The sequence below is a fragment of the Streptomyces sp. NPDC058279 genome (assembly GCF_042881255.1).
Taxonomy (GTDB): Bacteria; Actinomycetota; Actinomycetes; order Streptomycetales; family Streptomycetaceae; genus Streptomyces.
In genome coordinates, this window is the sequence record NZ_JBHVYA010000011.1 from 35,634 (window position 1) to 53,215 (window position 17,582).

At 74.2% G+C, this 17,582-nt stretch carries 15 protein-coding genes; 10 read left to right on the plus strand and 5 right to left on the minus strand.

What is annotated here, in order from left to right; translation table 11 throughout:
* Nucleotides 1-32: 32 nt before the first annotated feature.
* Nucleotides 33-932 carry a DUF4184 family protein gene (locus ACFVXJ_RS21175; RefSeq protein ID WP_389663680.1) on the minus strand — a complete coding sequence of 300 codons (900 nt, stop codon included), beginning with the start codon at nt 930-932 and terminating at the stop codon, nt 33-35.
* 148 nt (nt 933-1,080) lie between these two features.
* Between ACFVXJ_RS21175 and ACFVXJ_RS21180 the strand changes: the two genes are divergently transcribed.
* The 3 genes from ACFVXJ_RS21180 to ACFVXJ_RS21190 all read left to right on the plus strand — a co-directional run bounded on the left by ACFVXJ_RS21180 (nt 1,081) and on the right by ACFVXJ_RS21190 (nt 3,507).
* On the plus strand, nt 1,081-2,304 hold the full coding sequence (locus tag ACFVXJ_RS21180; protein ID WP_389663681.1) for a lytic transglycosylase domain-containing protein: 1,224 nt from the start codon (nt 1,081-1,083) through the stop codon (nt 2,302-2,304).
* Between the two features lie 76 nt (nt 2,305-2,380).
* Complete coding sequence (locus ACFVXJ_RS21185; protein WP_361313605.1) at nt 2,381-2,521, plus strand: SPW_0924 family protein; 141 nt, start codon at nt 2,381-2,383, stop codon at nt 2,519-2,521.
* A gap of 14 nt (nt 2,522-2,535) precedes the next feature.
* Nucleotides 2,536-3,507 carry a DUF3068 domain-containing protein gene (locus ACFVXJ_RS21190; protein ID WP_389663683.1) on the plus strand — a complete coding sequence of 324 codons (972 nt, stop codon included), beginning with the start codon at nt 2,536-2,538 and terminating at the stop codon, nt 3,505-3,507.
* Here the strand turns inward: ACFVXJ_RS21190 and hrpB are convergent.
* Entirely contained in the window at nt 3,497-6,049 is a 2,553-nt protein-coding gene (gene hrpB / locus ACFVXJ_RS21195; RefSeq protein ID WP_389663685.1) for an ATP-dependent helicase HrpB, read from the minus strand. The genes ACFVXJ_RS21190 and hrpB overlap by 11 nt on opposite strands.
* Nucleotides 6,050-6,053: 4 nt before the next feature.
* Complete coding sequence (locus tag ACFVXJ_RS21200; RefSeq protein ID WP_389663687.1) at nt 6,054-6,980, minus strand: class I SAM-dependent methyltransferase; 927 nt, start codon at nt 6,978-6,980, stop codon at nt 6,054-6,056.
* A 296-nt stretch (nt 6,981-7,276) separates the two neighbouring features.
* Here ACFVXJ_RS21200 and rpsA point away from each other — a divergent pair, with 296 nt between their 5' ends.
* The 4 genes from rpsA (at nt 7,277) to ACFVXJ_RS21220 (ending at nt 11,078) form a co-directional block, all read left to right on the plus strand.
* Nucleotides 7,277-8,794, plus strand: a complete 1,518-nt coding sequence (gene rpsA, locus ACFVXJ_RS21205) for a 30S ribosomal protein S1 (protein ID WP_329194365.1) — start codon at nt 7,277-7,279, stop codon at nt 8,792-8,794.
* Nucleotides 8,795-8,991: 197 nt separating this feature from the next.
* Entirely contained in the window at nt 8,992-9,930 is a 939-nt protein-coding gene (locus ACFVXJ_RS21210) for a PAC2 family protein (RefSeq protein ID WP_136217145.1), read from the plus strand.
* A 42-nt stretch (nt 9,931-9,972) separates the two neighbouring features.
* Complete coding sequence (gene coaE / locus ACFVXJ_RS21215) at nt 9,973-10,581, plus strand: dephospho-CoA kinase (RefSeq protein WP_389663689.1); 609 nt, start codon at nt 9,973-9,975, stop codon at nt 10,579-10,581.
* A 164-nt stretch (nt 10,582-10,745) separates the two neighbouring features.
* Nucleotides 10,746-11,078, plus strand: coding sequence for a tetratricopeptide repeat protein (locus ACFVXJ_RS21220; RefSeq protein ID WP_389663913.1), 333 nt, complete (start codon nt 10,746-10,748; stop codon nt 11,076-11,078).
* 30 nt (nt 11,079-11,108) lie between these two features.
* On the opposite strand, the gene ACFVXJ_RS21225 is transcribed toward ACFVXJ_RS21220, so the two are convergent.
* Entirely contained in the window at nt 11,109-11,369 is a 261-nt protein-coding gene (locus ACFVXJ_RS21225; RefSeq protein ID WP_389663691.1) for a DUF6343 family protein, read from the minus strand.
* Between the two features lie 239 nt (nt 11,370-11,608).
* On the opposite strand from ACFVXJ_RS21225, the gene ACFVXJ_RS21230 reads away from it, so the two are divergent.
* The 3 genes from ACFVXJ_RS21230 to ACFVXJ_RS21240 all read left to right on the plus strand — a co-directional run bounded on the left by ACFVXJ_RS21230 (nt 11,609) and on the right by ACFVXJ_RS21240 (nt 16,656).
* Nucleotides 11,609-14,611 carry an SNF2-related protein gene (locus ACFVXJ_RS21230; protein ID WP_389663692.1) on the plus strand — a complete coding sequence of 1,001 codons (3,003 nt, stop codon included), beginning with the start codon at nt 11,609-11,611 and terminating at the stop codon, nt 14,609-14,611.
* Nucleotides 14,608-15,813: an SWIM zinc finger family protein gene (locus ACFVXJ_RS21235; RefSeq protein ID WP_389663694.1), complete on the plus strand. Its 1,206-nt coding sequence runs from the start codon at nt 14,608-14,610 to the stop codon at nt 15,811-15,813. Before ACFVXJ_RS21230 ends, ACFVXJ_RS21235 begins: the two co-directional genes overlap by 4 nt.
* 147 nt (nt 15,814-15,960) lie before the next feature.
* Nucleotides 15,961-16,656 carry a chaplin gene (locus ACFVXJ_RS21240; RefSeq protein ID WP_389663695.1) on the plus strand — a complete coding sequence of 232 codons (696 nt, stop codon included), beginning with the start codon at nt 15,961-15,963 and terminating at the stop codon, nt 16,654-16,656.
* A 102-nt stretch (nt 16,657-16,758) separates the two neighbouring features.
* Here ACFVXJ_RS21240 and ACFVXJ_RS21245 read toward each other — a convergent pair whose 3' ends face one another.
* Nucleotides 16,759-17,454 (minus strand): DUF2293 domain-containing protein, encoded by a 696-nt coding sequence (locus ACFVXJ_RS21245; RefSeq protein WP_389663697.1) that lies wholly within the window; start codon nt 17,452-17,454, stop codon nt 16,759-16,761.
* Between the last annotated feature and the right edge of the window lie 128 nt (nt 17,455-17,582).

A 17,582-nucleotide genomic window follows, 5' to 3' on the forward strand; every position in this document is an offset into this window, starting at 1 on the left:
GCCCCCCGGCCCCGGCACCGCGCCCGTCCCCACTACCTGGTGGGGACGGGCGTCCGCGTCTCCTCGTCGGTGCGGTGCGGGTCGTCGGCGTGCCCATCCCCCGCGTGGCCGTTCCCGGCCGGCCCGCCGCCGCGCCGGCGGAGCCGGACGAAGGTCCCGTAGAGCAGCAGCGCCACCATCAGGCCGCCACCCGCGCCGAAACAGACGGTCGGGACGATGTCCAGGGGCGTACGGATCCGGTCGAAGAACGTGAAGAAGCGCAGCACCCGCAGCGTGACCCCGGCCCCCACGCACACCACCACCAGCGCGACCGCGCACCAGAGCTCCGCCCGCCCCGGCGACGGCACGGACGGCGGAACCGGGGACTCCGGCAGCCGGCGCAGCGCCGTCACCGTGAACCACAGCAGGGCGCACCCGGCCAGCGCCGAACTGCCGTACTGGAGGAAGGAGTAGAGGGGAAGTCCGAAGGCGAGCGGTTCACCCAGCGCGGGCAGCGCGTCGGTGCCCCACCGGTCGAGGTGGGTGAAGCTGTCCCACACCACGTGCGTCAGCGAACCGAGCACCGCCGAGAGGTAGAACCGCAGCGCGAGCCCCGGCAGCCGACGGCCCGCGCGCCACTTCTCACCGCGTACGAAGGCGTACGTCCTGCCCCGCCAGGCACGCGGCAACAGGGCGATCAACGGCTCGCGCAGGAGCAGCCAGCAGCCGGCCAGGGCGGCGGTCAGCGCGGCGTCGGCCGTCACCACACCGAGCAGCGAGTGGGTGAAGTCGCCGTACCCCATGACGCCTTGCACGATCGCGTCCAGGAAGTAGAACGTGTCCGGGGCGAACGAACCCAGCACCAGCGCACTGGCGACCAGCGGCCCACGGGCCCGCCCGGTCCGCCGGACGGCCGGAAGTACGGCCGCCGCATGGCTGAGAGTGAACGGCATGGCGCCCCTTCCGGTCCCCGAACGGTCCGCACAGTATGCGGGACCCGCGCAGGACGTGGGGAATTGGTGAAGCCACCCCGCCTGTACGTGCCTTGTGCAGGCAGTTGACGTAGGGTCACGCGGACGTCGACGGGGAGGAGTCACGCTCATGCGGGGACGAATATCGGCCCGGTTCGGTCGGCTGCGCCGGAGCGGCGCCGCCGCCCTGGTGTCCGCGCTGGTGGTGGCCGCCGTGAGCGCCTCCCAGGGGCCGGCCTCGGGCAGCGAGGACCGGGCGCCCGTCGCCGCCGGTGAGGGCGGGGCCCCCTCGGCGACCACGTCCCGGGGCGGGGACTCCGCCTACTCCACCGAACTGCCGCCCCCCGTCGAACCGCGGCGGACCCAGGGCCCGGCGGCCCAGGGGTCGGCCGCACCGGCCGCGCCCACGGAGCCGGCCGGGCCGGCGCACACCGAGCAGGTGGCCCTCGATGACGGGGTGCAGGGCGCGCGGGGGATACCGGCGAGCGTGCTCGCGGCGTACCGGCGCGCCGAGCGGACGATCGCGGGCACCGACCCCGGCTGCGGACTGCCCTGGCAGCTGCTCGCCGCGATCGGCAAGGTCGAGTCGGGGCAGGCGCGGGGCGGCCGGGTGGACGCCGCGGGGACCACGCTGTGGCCGATCCTCGGCCCCGTGCTCGACGGCAACGGCTTCGCGAACATATCGGACACCGATGCCGGGGCGTACGACGGCGACACCCGCCACGACCGGGCCGTCGGGCCCATGCAGTTCATCCCCTCCACCTGGGCGGCGTGGGGCCAGGACGGCAACGGCGACGGCCGCCGGGACCCGAACAACGTGTACGACGCGGCGCTGGCCGCCGGTCGCTACCTGTGCGCGGGCGGCCGGGACCTGCGGGTGGGCGCCGACCTCGACCGGGCGGTGCTGTCGTACAACCAGTCCGGGGAGTACCTGAGGACCCTCCGGTCCTGGTACGCGTACTACCTGGGCGGGACGCACGAGATCCCGGACGAAGGCGGTACGAAGGGGAGCGGCACGGGCACCGAAAGCCCCTCTGCACCGGCCTCCAAGCCGACCCCCACGCCTTCGCCCAGCCCCACCCCGACGCCCACACCGACCCCGACCCCGACGCCGAAGCCCACGCCCACCCCCAGCCCCACGCCGACCCCGACCCCGACCCCCAAGCCCACCCCGACTCCGACGCCCAGCCCGACGTCCACCCCCAAGCCCACCCCCAAGCCCACGCCCAAGCCCACCCCGAGTCCCACCTCCAGCACGACGCCGAAGCCTTCCCCCACCCGCACCGCCAAGGCCACCCCGAAGTCGAGCCCCACACCCACCGCGAGCCTTCCGAGCCCGTCCGAAACCCCGTAGTCGAACGGTTCTCATCTCCGCCCCGCGTTGCTACGGTGCCCCCTCCCTGACACCCCATCAGATCCGGAGGCCCGGCATGCGCGCACTCCTCGCCGCCGCCATCGGGCTGGCCGCCGCGCTGGCCCTCGTCCTCGCCGTCACGGCGCTCGGGGTGCCCGAAGGTACGACCTCCCCCAAGCCCCTGCTCACCACCGCGCCCGCCGCGCCCGGAAAGTAGAGGAGGGCCCGGCCATGCGACGCGGAGCGAGCCTCGTCCTGCTTGCCGTAGCCGTGTTCTGCGCAGCCCTCGCACCGCTGCTGCGCTGGTATGCGTACCCCCGTCTCGCCAAGATCCCGCCGAACCAGTACCAGGAGATGGTCCTGGAGGCGAAGGACGCGACCCTCCTCGACTACACGGCCGGCATGCAGCCGAAGAAGGTCGACAAGGTCACGATCGTCCAGACGCTCAAGGGCAACGTCGAGGCGTCGAAGGAGATCGAGGCGAGCGCCGGCAAGGACGTCGTCGTCTGGGACACGCTGTCCTACATCATGGGCCCGGACGGCAAGATGGTCTCCCGGATCCCCGAGCGGTACATCTTCGACGCCCACACCCAGGACCCGGTGCACGCCACCGGCGAGATGGTCGACGGCGACCCGGTCAGGCGCGAGGGCATCGAGTTCAAGTGGCCCTTCTTCACCGAGCCGCGCGACTACCTCTACTTCGACGCCCAGACGCGCAGCTCCTCACCCATCCACTACGTCGGCCCGCGCACGTTCAAGGGCATGGACGTCTACTACTTCGAGCAGACCGTGCCCTGGACGAAGGTCCCCCTGCCGAAGAAGATGCCGATCGAGGGCATCGACCCCAAGACGTTCGAGGCGAGCACCGGAACCAGCCTCTGGTACACGGTCAAGGCGATGTTCTGGGTCGACCCGGTGACCGGCGCGCCCGTCAACGCCGAGCAGCGGATCCGGCAGGAGATGCGGGGCGGCATCGCGGCCGGCGCGCCCGACGGCAGGCTGACCGTCTTCGCCGGCGACGTGAAGATCCGCCCGGACTACTCCGCTTACACCGTGGACCTGGTGCGGTCGAACCGGGTGAAAGTCCTCGCCCTGCACACCTACGCGCCCGTCGGTCTGGCGGTCGGCGCGCTCGCCTTCCTGGCCCTCGCGCTGTGGCTGGAAGCGCGCGGCCGGCGCCGGGCGGGGGAACTCACCGTCTGAGCCGGGCGTTGGTGTGCCGGGTCGGCTCGGCGGTGGCGGGGTCCTCCGGCCAGGGGTGCTTGGGGTAGCGTCCGCGCAGCTCCGCGCGGACGGCGCGGTAGCCGCCCTGCCAGAAGGAGGCCAGGTCGGCCGTGACGGCCGCGGGCCGCCCGGCGGGGGACAGCAGGTGGACGAGGACGGGCACCCCGGCCACACGCGGGGTCTCGGCCAGCCCGAACAGCTCCTGGAGCTTCACGGCCAGCACCGGCTGCCCGTGCTCCGCCGTGTAGTCGACCCGGATCCGCGAACCGCTGGGCACCTCGATCCGCTCCGGGGCCAGCTCGTCGAGACGGGCGGCCTCGCCGGTCGTCCAGGGCAGCAGTCGGTTCAGGGCCTGGCCGGCGTCGATCCGCGCGAGATCGGCCCGGCGTCGGGCCCGCGACAGCTCCGGCTCCAGCCAGTCGTCGGCGCGCTCCAGCAGCGCTCCGTCGCCCTGTACGTCGGGCCACGCGCCGCCCAGGGTGCGGTGCAGGAAGCCCAGCCGGGCCCGCAGCGCCCGCGCGTCCGGGGACCAGCGCAGCAGGCCGAGCCCCTCGGCGCGCAGCCCGTCGAGCAGCGCGTCCCGGACCGACCCGGGGTCGGGGTCGCGCAGGGGCCGGGCGACCAGCTCGATCGCCCCGAGCCGCTCCACCGCCCGGGCCACCACGTCCCCGCTCTCCCAGCGCACCTCCGCGCCGGAGGTCAGCAGGTGCGCGGCGGCCGTCCGGGCGCCATCCTCGTCGAGGACGGCGGCCAGCCGGACCCGGGCGGAGGCGGAGTGCGGGGCCCGGTCGGCGACGGCCACCGCCAGCCAGGGCGCGGAGCGCAGCGGCGACCCCTCGCCGAGCTCGGCTCCGGTCCCGGAGGCCATGAGGAAGGCGCCGGCGCCCTTGGCCTTCGCCACCCGCTCGGGAAACGCCAGCGCGGCGACGAGCCCGGCGGCGGCGTCGTCGGGGAGCGAGCCGGGGCTCCGTCCCGGAGCCCGCGTCCCGTCGGCGTGCGAGGTGCGGGAGTCCGGGGCGGCGTCACCCACCGCGCGCTCCAGCCGGCGGGTCTCCGCGCGCCAGCGCGCCGCGTAGGCGTCGCCACCGCTCCGGGCCGCGCGCCAGGCGGCGGCCAGGTCGTCCCCGTACCCGCGCGGTGGCTCCTCGCTCAGCAGCGCCACCAACTGCGCGGCCGGCCGCGCGCCCAGCGCCGCCGCGCCGTCCAGCAGGGCCCGCGCCAGTCGCGGGTGCAGTCCCAGCCGGGCCATGCGCAGCCCGCGCGGGGTCGGCCGGCCGGCGCCGTCCACCGCGCCGACCGCGGTGAGGACCTCCCGCGCGGCGGCCATCGCCCCGGCGGGCGGCGGGTCCGGCAAGGCCAGCCCGGACGCGTCGGGATCGCCCCAGCAGGCGGCCTGGAGCGCGAACGCAGAGAGGTCCGCGAGCCGGATCTCCGGCGACGGGTACGCCGTCAACCGCCCGTCCTCGGCTTCGGACCAGCAGCGGTACACCGTGCCCGGCGCCTCGCGCCCGGCCCGCCCGGCGCGCTGGCGGCCCGCCGCGCGGGACGCCCGTACGGTCGCCAGGGCGCCCAGCCCCCGCGCGTGGTCCACGCGGGGTTCGCGGGCCAGTCCCGAGTCCACGACCACCCGTACGCCGGGCACGGTCAGGCTCGACTCCGCGACCGCCGTCGCCAGGATCACCCGGCGGTGGGCGGCCCGCGTCAGCACGGCCTCCTGCACCGGGGCCGGCGCCCGGCCGTGGACCTGGAGCACCTCCGCGGCCACGCCGTCGAGCTGCCCGGCGACCCGGGCGAGCTCGCCGACTCCGGGCAGGAAGCACAGCACATCGCCGGAACGTTCCGCCAGCGCCCGCCGCACCACCGACGCCACGTGCGCCAGCTGCGCCGGGTCCACCCGCGTCCCGTGCGGGGGCCGCACCGGCCGCGCCGGGGGCGCCCAGACCGTCTCCACCGGGTACGAGACCCCCTCGGCCGCCACCACCGGCGCGTCCCCCAGCAGCCGGGCCCAGCCGGCCGTGTCGGTCGTCGCGGAGGCCGCGACCAGCCGCAGCTCCGGGCGGAGGGTCGCGCGTACGTCCAAGAGGAAGGCGGCGACCGTGTCCGCGTCGAGGTGCCGCTCGTGGCATTCGTCCAGGATCACCACGTCGACGCCGGTCAGCTCCTGGTCGCGCTGGAGCCGCTGGAGCAGCACCCCGGTGGTCACCACCTCCACCGTCGTGCGCGGGCCGACCGTCCGCTCGCCCCGCACGGTGAAGCCGACCGACTCCCCGACGGTCTCGCCCAGGAGCCACGCCATCCGGCGCGCGGCGGCCCGGGCGGCGATCCGCCGGGGCTCGGCCACCACGACCCGGCGCCGCTCGCCGCCTCCCACCAGTCCCGCCAGCACCAGTGGCACCAGCGTGGTCTTGCCCGTCCCGGGCGGTGCGCACAGCACGGCCGCGCCGTGTGCGTCCAGTGCCGAGACGAGGGCGGGCACGGCCTCCCGTACCGGGAGGGCGTCGAGGTCGGTGGTGCGGATCAAGGGCTCAGTCCCTCTCGCACACGAAGATCGCGGTGCCGGGGATCAGGTTGCCGCGCAGCGGGGACCAGCCGCCCCACTCCTGGCTGTTCCAGGCCGGCCACTCCGGCTCGACCAGGTCCACCAGGCGGAACCCGCCCGCGACCACGTCCCGGACCCGGTCCCCGAGGGTGCGGTGGTGTTCCACGTACACCGCGCGGCCCTGCTCGTCCTGCTCCACGTACGGCGTCCGGTCGAAGTAGGAGGCGGCGACGGACAGCCCCTCCGGGCCGGGCTCGTCGGGGAAGGCCCAGCGGATGGGGTGGGTGACGGAGAAGACCCAGCGGCCGCCGGGGCGCAGCACGCGGTGGACCTCGCGCATGACGTTCACCGGGTCGGACACGAAGGGGACGGCACCGTAGGCGGAGCACGCCAGGTCGAAGGAGGCGTCGCGGAAGGGCAGCCGGCCGGCGTCGGCCTCCACGAGCGGGACGTCATCGCCGATGCGCAGGGCGTGCTGGAGCTGGCGGTGCGAGAGGTCGAGCGCGACCGGGCGGGCGCCCCGGGCGGCCAGCCAGCGCGAGCACTGGGCCGCGCCGGCCCCGATCTCCAGGACGTCCTTGCCCTGGAGCGAGGCGGCCGGGCCCAGGAGGGCCGCCTGCTCCTCGTCCAGGCCCTCGGGCCCCCAGACGAAGCGGTCGTCGCCCAGGAACGCGCCGTGCTCGCTCTGGTACTCGTCGGCGTTGCGGTCCCACCAGCCCCGGCTCGCCCGGCTGCTCTCGGCCTCGCCCGCCTCGCGGCGGGTCGCCTCGGCGCCGTCGTCACCCTCGTCGCCCTCGTCGCCCTCGGCGACCGTGTCGGCGGCGGCGATTTCGAACGCGTCTTCGGGGAGATAGTCCTCTTTGTTCATGGGGCCCGTCGTCGTAGTCTGCGAGAAGTGGGGGGCGAGGGCCATCGGGCCTTCCGCGTCGGCGATTTGTGCCGGTAATGCGGCGATGTGCCCGGGGTGTGCGCCTTCGCGCATTGACCCTGTCCGGCTGCCCCCGTATGCTACAAGTTGCGCTGCGAGCCTGTGCTCCTCAGACCTAGCAGGCTGCGCTTGCTTCTGTTGATGTCCCCTCGGTTTTCGAGGCCCTCCCCGCTCTCGCGGAAAGGGGCTTCCTTGGCTGTCCGGCTTCGGCAGTTGCCGATAAGGGCTCCCGGCGTAGCAGTACCTACGACTTTCTGTCCGTAACCGGAGCCCTTTCCCACATGACGAGCAGCACCGAGACCACCGCCACCACCCCTCCGCAGGTAGCGGTCAACGACATCGGCGACGCGGACGCGTTCCTCGCGGCGATCGACGAGACGATCAAGTACTTCAACGACGGCGACATCGTCGACGGCGTCATCGTCAAGGTGGACCGGGACGAGGTTCTCCTCGACATCGGTTACAAGACCGAGGGCGTGATCCCGAGCCGCGAGCTCTCGATCAAGCACGACGTCGACCCGAACGAGGTCGTCAAGGTCGGCGACGAGATCGAGGCCCTGGTTCTCCAGAAGGAGGACAAGGAAGGCCGTCTGATCCTGTCCAAGAAGCGCGCTCAGTACGAGCGTGCCTGGGGCACGATCGAGAAGATCAAGGAAGAAGACGGCATCGTCACCGGTACCGTCATCGAGGTCGTCAAGGGTGGTCTCATCCTCGACATCGGCCTCCGCGGCTTCCTGCCGGCCTCCCTCGTCGAGATGCGTCGCGTCCGCGACCTCCAGCCCTACGTGGGCAAGGAGCTCGAGGCGAAGATCATCGAGCTGGACAAGAACCGCAACAACGTGGTCCTGTCCCGCCGTGCCTGGCTCGAGCAGACCCAGTCCGAGGTTCGCCAGACGTTCCTCACCACCCTGCAGAAGGGTCAGGTCCGCTCCGGCGTCGTCTCCTCGATCGTCAACTTCGGTGCCTTCGTGGACCTGGGTGGCGTCGACGGTCTCGTGCACGTCTCCGAGCTGTCCTGGAAGCACATCGACCACCCCTCCGAGGTTGTCGAGGTCGGTCAGGAAGTCACCGTCGAGGTCCTCGACGTCGACATGGACCGCGAGCGTGTCTCCCTGTCGCTGAAGGCGACGCAGGAGGACCCGTGGCAGCAGTTCGCCCGGACCCACCAGATCGGTCAGGTCGTCCCGGGTAAGGTCACCAAGCTCGTCCCGTTCGGTGCGTTCGTCCGCGTGGACGAGGGCATCGAGGGTCTGGTCCACATCTCCGAGCTGGCCGAGCGCCACGTGGAGATCCCGGAGCAGGTCGTCCAGGTCAACGACGAGATCTTCGTCAAGGTCATCGACATCGACCTCGAGCGTCGCCGGATCTCGCTGTCCCTCAAGCAGGCCAACGAGTCCTTCGGTGCCGACCCGGCGTCGGTCGAGTTCGACCCGACCCTGTACGGCATGGCCGCGTCCTACGACGACCAGGGCAACTACATCTACCCCGAGGGCTTCGACCCCGAGACCAACGACTGGCTCGAGGGCTACGAGACCCAGCGCGAGACGTGGGAGCGCCAGTACGCCGAGGCGCAGGTCCGCTTCGAGCAGCACCAGGCGCAGGTCATCAAGAGCCGCGAGGCCGACGAGGCCGCTGCCGCCGAGGGCGCTGCCGCCCCGGCCGCCGGTGGCAACGCCGGTGCGGGCAACATCTCGGGTGGCTCCTACTCCTCCGAGGGTTCGGACGAGACCTCCGGCGCCCTGGCGTCGGACGAGGCCCTCGCCGCGCTCCGCGAGAAGCTGGCCGGCGGCCAGAGCTGATCGCAGCAGCGCGCCACGCTCCGCGCCCCGGCGCGCGAGTGAGCTGAGCCGAACGGTAAGGCCCGTCCCCTTCGGGGGGCGGGCCTTACCGCGTTCCCGGGCCCGGGGGGTTGATTCCTGTGAAAGCGGCCAACTGGGGAATGGCGACGCCCCCTTGGGCGTTCTTGCAGAGAACGCGGCGAGGAGGAGTGGTGGCGGTGCTTGATCCACAGGGTTTGTACGAATGGGACGCCAAGGGCCTGGCGGTGGCCGACCTGGCGCTCGCCCAGGACTCGGCCGGGCTGGTCATGCTCTACCACCTGGAGGGGTACATCGACGCGGGTGAGGCCGGCGAGCAGATCGTCGAGCGGCTCCTGGACACCCTGCCCCACCAGGTCGTGGCGCGCTTCGACGCCGACCGGCTCGTGGACTACCGGGCCCGGCGCCCGCTGCTGACCTTCCAGCGCGACCACTGGACGGACTTCGAGGAGCCCAAGCTGGAGGTCCGCCTCGTGCAGGACGCCACCGGCGCGCCGTTCCTGCTGCTGTCCGGCCCCGAGCCGGACGTGGAATGGGAGCGCTTCGCGGTCGCCGTCCGGCAGATCGTCGAGCGCCTGGGCGTGCGGCTCTCGGTCAACTTCCACGGAATCCCGATGGGCGTCCCGCACACCCGCCCCGTGGGCATCACCCCGCACGGCAACCGCACCGACCTGATGCCCGGGCACCGCAGCCCGTTCGACGAGGCGCAGGTGCCGGGCAGCGCGGAGTCGCTGGTCGAGTTCCGGCTCGGCCAGGCCGGGCACGACGTACTCGGCGTCGCCGCCCACGTACCGCACTACGTCGCCCGCTCCCCGTACCCGGACGCGGCGCTGACCGTCCTGGAGGCGATCACCGCGGCGACGGGACTCGTCCTGCCGGCCGTGGCGCACGCCCTGCGCACCGAGGCCCACCGCACGCAGACGGAGATCGACCGGCAGATCCGGGAGGGCGACGAGGAGCTGGTCGCCCTGGTCCAGGGGCTGGAGCACCAGTACGACGCGGCGGCCGGGGCCGAGAGCCGCGGCAACATGATCGCGGAGCCCGCGGAGATCCCTTCCGCCGAGGAGCTCGGGCGCGAGTTCGAGCGGTTCCTGGCGGAGCGCGAGGGCGAAGGCTGATCCGCCGGCGTTCGCACGGGCCACAGCACTAGGCTGCCGGGCATGCTGAAAGTGGGCCTGACGGGCGGAATCGGAGCCGGCAAGAGCGAAGTGTCGCGGCTGCTGGCGGGGTACGGGGCGGTCGTCGTGGACGCCGACCGCATCGCGCGGGAGGTCGTGGAGCCCGGGACGCCCGGGCTCGCGGCCGTCGTCGCGGCGTTCGGGGAGTCCGTGCTCACCGCGGACGGGGTGCTGGACCGGCCGAAGCTGGGGGCGATCGTCTTCTCCGACCCGGAGAAACTGCGGACGCTCAACGCGATCGTGCACCCGCTGGTCGGGGCCCGGTCCGCCGAGCTGGAAGCCGCGGCGGGCGCCGACGCCATCGTGGTGCACGACGTACCACTGCTCGCGGAGAACGGCCTGGCCCCGCTGTACGACCTGGTCGTGGTGGTGGACGCGGCGCCGGAGACCCAACTGGCACGCCTGACCGGGCTGCGCGCCATGGCCGAGGAAGAGGCGCGGGCCCGGATGGCGGCGCAGGCCACCCGGGAGCGGCGGCTGGCGGTGGCGACGCTCGTGATCGACAACGACGGGCCGCTGGAGGCTTTGGAACCGCAGGTCCGGAAGGTCTGGGAAACGCTGACCGAGCGGGCCGCCCCCAAGCGGGGCTGAGGGGGCCCGCGGGCGGAGCCGGAAGGGGCGTGAAGGCGCCCGCAGGGGGAAGGTAAGACAACGTGTCCGACACCACGCCTCCGTCGCAGCCGCCGTCGTCCGGGCCCTCCGGCCCGTCCGGCGCGCCGGGCCCCTCCGGCGCCACCAGCCCGGAGACGTACGTCATCGACTTCCGCGCCGCCGAGCGCCTCCTGGCCGCCCGCGACCCGCGCGGCGCCGTCAAACTCCTCGACTCGGTGATAGCCGCCCACCCCGAGAACACCGCGGCCCGGCTGCTGCGCGCCCGGGCCTTCTTCGCGGCCGCGCAACTGCGCCCGGCCGCGCTGGAGTTCGAGCTGGTGCTGGAGCGGGAACCGGACAACGCGTACGCGCACTTCGCGCTCGCCCGGACCCATGAGCGGTCCGGGCGGCGCGCGCAGGCCCGCAAGCACTTCCGGCTGGCCGCCGCGCTCGACCCGCAGCCCGAGTACCTGGCCGCGGCGCGCTTCGAGGATTAGGCCGTCGGCCGACGCCGGCGGCGCCGCCCTTCAGCGGGAGCGCGGGGGCTCGTACGGGGGCACGTCGCGGCCGGGCTGGTAGTGCGGGCCCTGGCGGATGTGGTGGACCACCACGATCAGGTCCACCGCCGCCAGCACGGCGAGCGCCCCGCAGGCGGCCGCCCACCCGGGCCGGCCGGCCAGCGCGAAGACGGCCGCCCCGCCCGCCGCCCAGAGCAGCCCCCACAAGCTGAGCCAGAGCCGCAGCCGCAGCGGACTGCGGGCGGTCACCGGCTCGTTTCCGGTTCGCATGACCATCGCCTCGGATCACCGTAGTCCTCGGTTCCATCGTCCCACCCGCCGCGCGGACCGGTAGGGAGGCGGACGGCGGGGAGCGGATCAGGGCGGAATCGGGACACGGGAAGCCGACGGGGGCCGTCTCACCGGGCCGCGCGGATCGGTGAAAACGCAGGTCAGGGCCGTTGTCGGTGGGCCCGCCTAGACTCGGCGGCAGAAGAGAACCAGGCGAACCGACCCGGAGGGAGGGCACTGTGAGTACCGCGACACCGGCACCCCGGGCGTACGCGCGGCCGGGGGAACCGGCGGCGACCGCGCCGGAGGCGCTGCTGCGGCACGCCGCCGTGTTCCTCCCCGCGGCCGTCCCCCGCGAGGGGCGGGTGGCGTTCTGGTGCCCCGAGGGGGACGCGCTTCCCGAGGCCGGTAAGGCGGCCCCGCTCGCGGTCGTGCGGCCGCACGGCGAAGGTGTCCGTACCCGTACGGTCGCCTCCGTCAGCCTGTCGGTGAGCGCCGCGCTGCCGCTGCTGGTCCGGGCGGCCCGCAGCCGCGCCGCCCACCCCGCCACCCGCGCGTGGGGTACCGCCGCCGTGCAGGCGCTCGCGCTGGTCGCGCGCGGGCGGCTGCTGCCGGGCCTGACCCCCGACGGCATCGACGCCTGGCGCGCCGGCCCGCTCGACGCGCAGGACGTCGCCCACCTGCGCGCGATCGCCGCCGCGCTGCCCCCCGAGGGGTACGCCACCCCGCTCGCCGGTCGCCGCCCGCTCCGGCTACCCGAACCGGAGGCCCTGGTAAGGGCGTTCCTCGACGCCGTCGCGGACGGCCTGCCCCGCACCCCGGCCGCGCCGGTGGCCGCCGGGCGGCCCTTCGCGGCTCGGGAACCGCAACGGGTGCCCGGGATGGCGGAATGGGCCGCGCAGGTCGCGGCCGGGGCGGACACCGGGGTGGGGATCTCCCTGCGACTGGACCTGTCCTCCTTCCGCCTCTTCGACGAGGCCGAGCCCGAGGACGTCCGCCGCGCCGGGGCCGCCGTCGTCCAGGTGCACAGCCTCGCCGACCCGACGCTGGTCACCGACGCGGAGCAGCTCTGGGCGGGAACCGCGGCCGCCGGGTTCGGCCCGCGCGCCCGCATCGACGCCGTGCTGGCGCTGCGCCGGGCCGCGCGGGTGTGGCCGCCGCTGCTGCGCCTGCCGGACCAGCCCGTCCCCGACGCACTGGCGCTGTCCGATCCCGAGCTGGACGACCTGCTGGGGGTGGCCGGGACCCGGCTGGCGGCGGCCGGGGTCACGGTCCACTGGCCGCGCGAGTTGGCCCGTACGCTGTCGGCGACCGCCGTCGTACGCTCGACCGCGCCCGGATCCGCGATCGAGGGCACCGCCTTCTTCGACGCGCGGAACCTCTTCTCCTTCTCCTGGGAGCTGGCGCTGGGCGGCGACCGGCTCACCCCGGGGGAGATGGACGCGCTGGCGCAGGCGCACCGGCCCGTGGTGCGGCTGCGCGACCAGTGGGTGCGGGTCGACCCCGAGCTGGTGCGCAAGGCCCGCAAGCGCCAGTTGGGGCTGCTGGACCCGGTGGACGCGCTGGCCACCGTACTGACCGGGACGGCCGAGGTCGACGGCGAGCCGGTGCAAGCGGTTCCGGTCGGCGCGCTGGCCGCGCTGCGCGAGCGGCTCACGGGCGAGCCGGTACCCCTGGCGCAACCAGCCGCGTTGCGGGCGACCTTGCGCGACTACCAGGCCCGGGGCCTGGCCTGGTTGGACCTGATGACCTCCCTCGGCCTCGGCGCCTGCCTCGCCGACGACATGGGGCTGGGCAAGACCGTCACCCTGATCGCGCTGCACCTGCACCGGGACCGACCCGAGCCGACGCTGGTCGTGTGCCCGGCGTCACTGCTGGGCAACTGGCAGCGGGAGATCGAGAAGTTCGCGCCGGGGACCCCGGTGCGCCGCTTCCACGGGGGCAGCCGCAGTCTGGAGGGCCTGCCCGGCGGGTTCGTCCTCACCACGTACGGGACCATGCGGGCCAGTGCCGCGAAGTTGGCGGAGCAGAGCTGGGGCATGGTCGTCGCGGACGAGGCCCAGCACGTCAAGAACCCGCACTCCGCGACGGCGAAGGCGCTGCGCACCATCCCGACCCCGGCCCGGGTGGCGCTGACCGGCACCCCGGTGGAGAACAACCTGTCCGAGCTGTGGGCGCTGCTCGACTGGACCACGCCCGGTCTGTTGGGCCCGCTGACCACATTCCGGGCCCGCCATGCCCGTCCGGTGGAGCACCAGACGGAGGAGGACGGCGGCAACGAGGAGGCCGTCGCCCGACTGGCGGCCCTGGTCCGCCCGTTCCTGCTGCGCCGCAAGAAGTCCGATCCGGGGATCGCCCCCGAGCTGCCGCCCAAGACGGAGACCGACCACCCGGTGTCCCTCACCCGCGAGCAGGCGTCGCTGTACCAGGCGGCGGTGGAGGAGGCGATGGCGGTGATCGAGTCGAGCGAGGGCATCGAACGACGCGGCATGATCATGAAGCTGCTCACCTCGCTCAAGCAGATCTGCAACCACCCGGCTCAGTTCTTGGGTGAGTACAGCTTGGGTGAGTACGGCTCGGCTGAGCACGGCTCGGCTGAGTACGGCTTGGCTGAGCACGGCGTGGGTCGGCACGGCGTGGGTCGGCACGGCGTGGGTCGGCACCATGCGGGGGACCGGCGCGGCATACGGGAGGGGCAGCCGCGCATCGCGCACCGCTCCGGCAAGCTGGCCCTGCTCGACGAGCTGCTCGACACGATCCTGTCCGAGGGCGGTTCGGTGCTGGTGTTCACCCAGTACGTGACGATGGCCCGCATCATCGAGCGGCACCTCGCCGCCCGGGGGGTCCCCCATCAGCTCCTGCACGGGGGGACGCCCGTCGCCGCCCGGGAGCGGCTCGTCGACCGCTTCCAGGCCGGCGAAGTCCCCGTGTTCCTGCTGTCCTTGAAAGCGGCGGGCACCGGCCTCAACCTGACCCGGGCCGGACACGTCATCCACTTCGACCGCTGGTGGAATCCCGCCGTCGAGGAACAGGCCACCGACCGGGCCTACCGGATCGGGCAGACACAGCCCGTGCAGGTCCACCGGATCATCGCGGAGGGCACCGTCGAGGACCGGATCGCCGAGATGCTGGAGGCGAAGCGAGCCCTGGCCGATGCCGTCCTCGGCTCGGGCGAGTCCGCCCTGACGGAGCTGACCGACCGCGAACTGGCCGACCTCGTCTCGCTGCGGAGGCCCGCGTGATCACCGCCCGGGACGACCGCCGTCGGACCTTCGAGACCGTGCCGCCCGGTGTCGAAGCCGAGACGTGGTGGGGGCGGGCCTGGGTGGCCGCCCTGGAGGAGCGCTCGCACGACGCGGCCCGGCTGGCCCGCGGGCGGGCGTACGCGGCGGAGGGCCATGTCGACGCGGTGACGATCACCCCGGGTCGGATCGTGGCGTACGTGCGGGGCAGCCGGGCCCGCCCGTACCGCACCGAGCTGGCGCTGCCGGCCTTCGCGGACGCCGAGTGGGGTGACGTACTGGAGGCGGTGGCGGCCGATCCGGCGGCGCTGGCCGGACTGTTGGAGGGGGAGGTACCGCGGTCCCTCGCGGATACGGTCCTGCCGGGCGCGGGGGAACTGGCCCCCCGCTGTTCCTGCCCGGACGTGGGCCGCCCGCCCTGCAAGCACGCCGCGGCGCTCTGTTACCGGGCGGCCCGGCTCCTGGACGAGGACCCGTTCGTGCTGCTGCTCCTGCGCGGACGCGGGGAGCGGGAGCTGTTGGCGGAGCTGGCCCGGCGCAACGCCGCCCACGCCGCCCGCGAACGGCCCGACGCCGAGCCCGAGTTCCCCGGGGTCGCGGCCCGCGCGGCGCTGGCCCGGACCGCGCTGCCTCCGTTGCCGGCCCCGTGGGGGGTGCCCGGCGCCGTGGGTCTGCCGCCGGCGTATCCGTCGGACCCGGCGGCGCCGGACCCGCTGGTGCTGGACCAGCTCGCGTCGGACGCCGCCGCCCGGGCGCTGGCGCTGCTGCGGACCGGCGAGGACCCCCTCGCGGGGCTCACGCTCTGGCAGGACGCCGTCCGGTTGGCGTCCGCGCACCCCACGGCCGGCCTCACCGGGCCCGCCCGCGCCCTCTACCGGGACCTGGCCCGCGCCACCGGGCGTACCACGACCGACCTCGCGCGGGGCGCGGCGGCCTGGCGCCAGGGAGGCCTGGAGGCCCTGACCGTCCTCGAAGAGCCCTGGGACCCCCCGGCGGGTCCCTTCGACCGGGCCCGGCCCGCTCTGATCGCGGCGGGCCAGGGCTCCTTCCGACCGGACCGCAACCGCCTCAGCGCACGCAGCCGGCAGCTCCGGCTGGGCCGCCGGGGCCTCTGGTACGCGTACGAGTCCAGGTCGGACGAGGAGGACTGGTGGCCCACCGGCACGCCCTCCCCGGACCCGGTCACCGCGTTGCGGAAATGAGCCCGGTTCCCCGCGGTCATTCAGTACGGGTTACCCAGTACACGATGGAGTGAAATACGTACCGGCTCTATAACTCGAATGGGCCTACGCCGTTGTCTCCGGTGCGGGTGAGTCGCCCGTGAACTCCTCCGGAAGGCAGGGAAACTGATGCGTCACAGTCGACGGAACGGCTTGATCGCGGCGGTGGTCGCGGGAGGTGGCGTGGCGGTCGCGGGAATGAGCGGCTTCGCCTATGCCGATGCGGACGCGGGCGGCGCCGCGTCGCAGTCGCCGGGGCTGCTCTCCGGGAACCTGGTGCAGCTGCCCGTGCACACGCCGGTGAACGTGTGCGGCAACACGGTGAGCGTCGTGGGGGTGCTCAACTCCGCCGCCGGCAACCGCTGCGTGAACGACGCGCCCGGGGGCGGCGGTAGCCGTCCGGGATCGAGGCCATCGCAGCCCGGCCCGTCCTCACATCCCTCGAAACCCGGGGCGGCCAACGGTTCGGGAGCCGTGGCCCATGGGAGCGGAAAGGATTCGCCGGGGGTGCTGTCCGGCAACGGCATCCAGCTTCCCGTCGACCTGCCGTTGAACATCAGCGGCAACTCGGTGGGTGTCGTCGGGGTGGGCAACGGAGCCACCGGCAACACCTCCGTCAACGGAGGCGGGCCCGCCGAGCCGGTCCGGCCGCCCGCCCCCGTACCGCCCGTCACCTCCCGGCCGGTCACCCCGCCGGCCCCGCAGCCTGCCGCCGGCGCGCTGGCCCACACCGGCGCGGACGCCGTCGGGTACCTGCTGCCCGGCGGCGGGGCGCTCCTCCTCGGCGGAGTCCTGCTCTACCGCCGCTTCCGCGTCGGTCAGTAGCCCGGCGGCTCGGGGTCGGCGGGCCCGCAGTCGCAGCCCCCGGCCCCGCCCCCCCGGCCCCGCCCCCCCGATCCGGCGGGCCCGGACCGGTCCTCCGGGTCCTCAACCCGCCCGGTCCGAGAGGACCGGCCCGGCAGCGGGTTCCGGCCGGGAGGCGCGCCAGGCGTCGAGGATCGCGTCGATCCGCGGTGCCAGCCGGGCCCGGGCCGTGAAGCGGGGGACGCCCGCCATCAGCAGCGCGTCGTACTCGGTGTCCAGGTGGCGCACGGCGGCCCGGACCGCCACCGACACCGCCTGTTCGTCGAGGGCGCGGCCGGCGGCCGTGCGTCCCACCCGGCCGCTGCCCCGCAGGGAGGCGTGCGCGGCGATCGCCTGCGCACGGTCGGCGGGGCACCCGGGGAACAGCCGCAGGATCTCCGCGGCGAAGGCCGCCGTGAACCGGGTGTCCTCGGCCGCGCGCCGCAGCCGGTCCCGGGCCCGGCGCCGGGCCCGTGCGTCGGCGTCGGCGAGACAGGCCCGTTCCGCGCGGGCCAATGCCGCCTCCTCCACCAGCAGCCCCTGCCGTTCGTAGCGGTGTCGCCGCTTGTGGAGACGGACCACGACGGCGGACAGCGAACTGGCCTCCCGGGCCCGCCGGGTGAGCGCCGCGTCCCCGCGCGGCAGGTACACCAGGTGTCCGAGGTCGGCGCAGTCGAGACAACGGGGGACGCCCGCCTCGCGGACGAGGAGCCGCTGCGGCCCCCGCCGGCACTCGGCGCAATGGACGGGCTTCGGCGACTCGAAGACGACGAGACTCATGACGGAGTGATACCGCCGATCGGCGCTTATATCACCTTGCGGGGATGGGTTGTTGGCCTTTCATCAATTCACTCGGGACGTCATCATGTCCGCCTAACGTCACTCGGATGGGTCATTTTTCAGCCCAC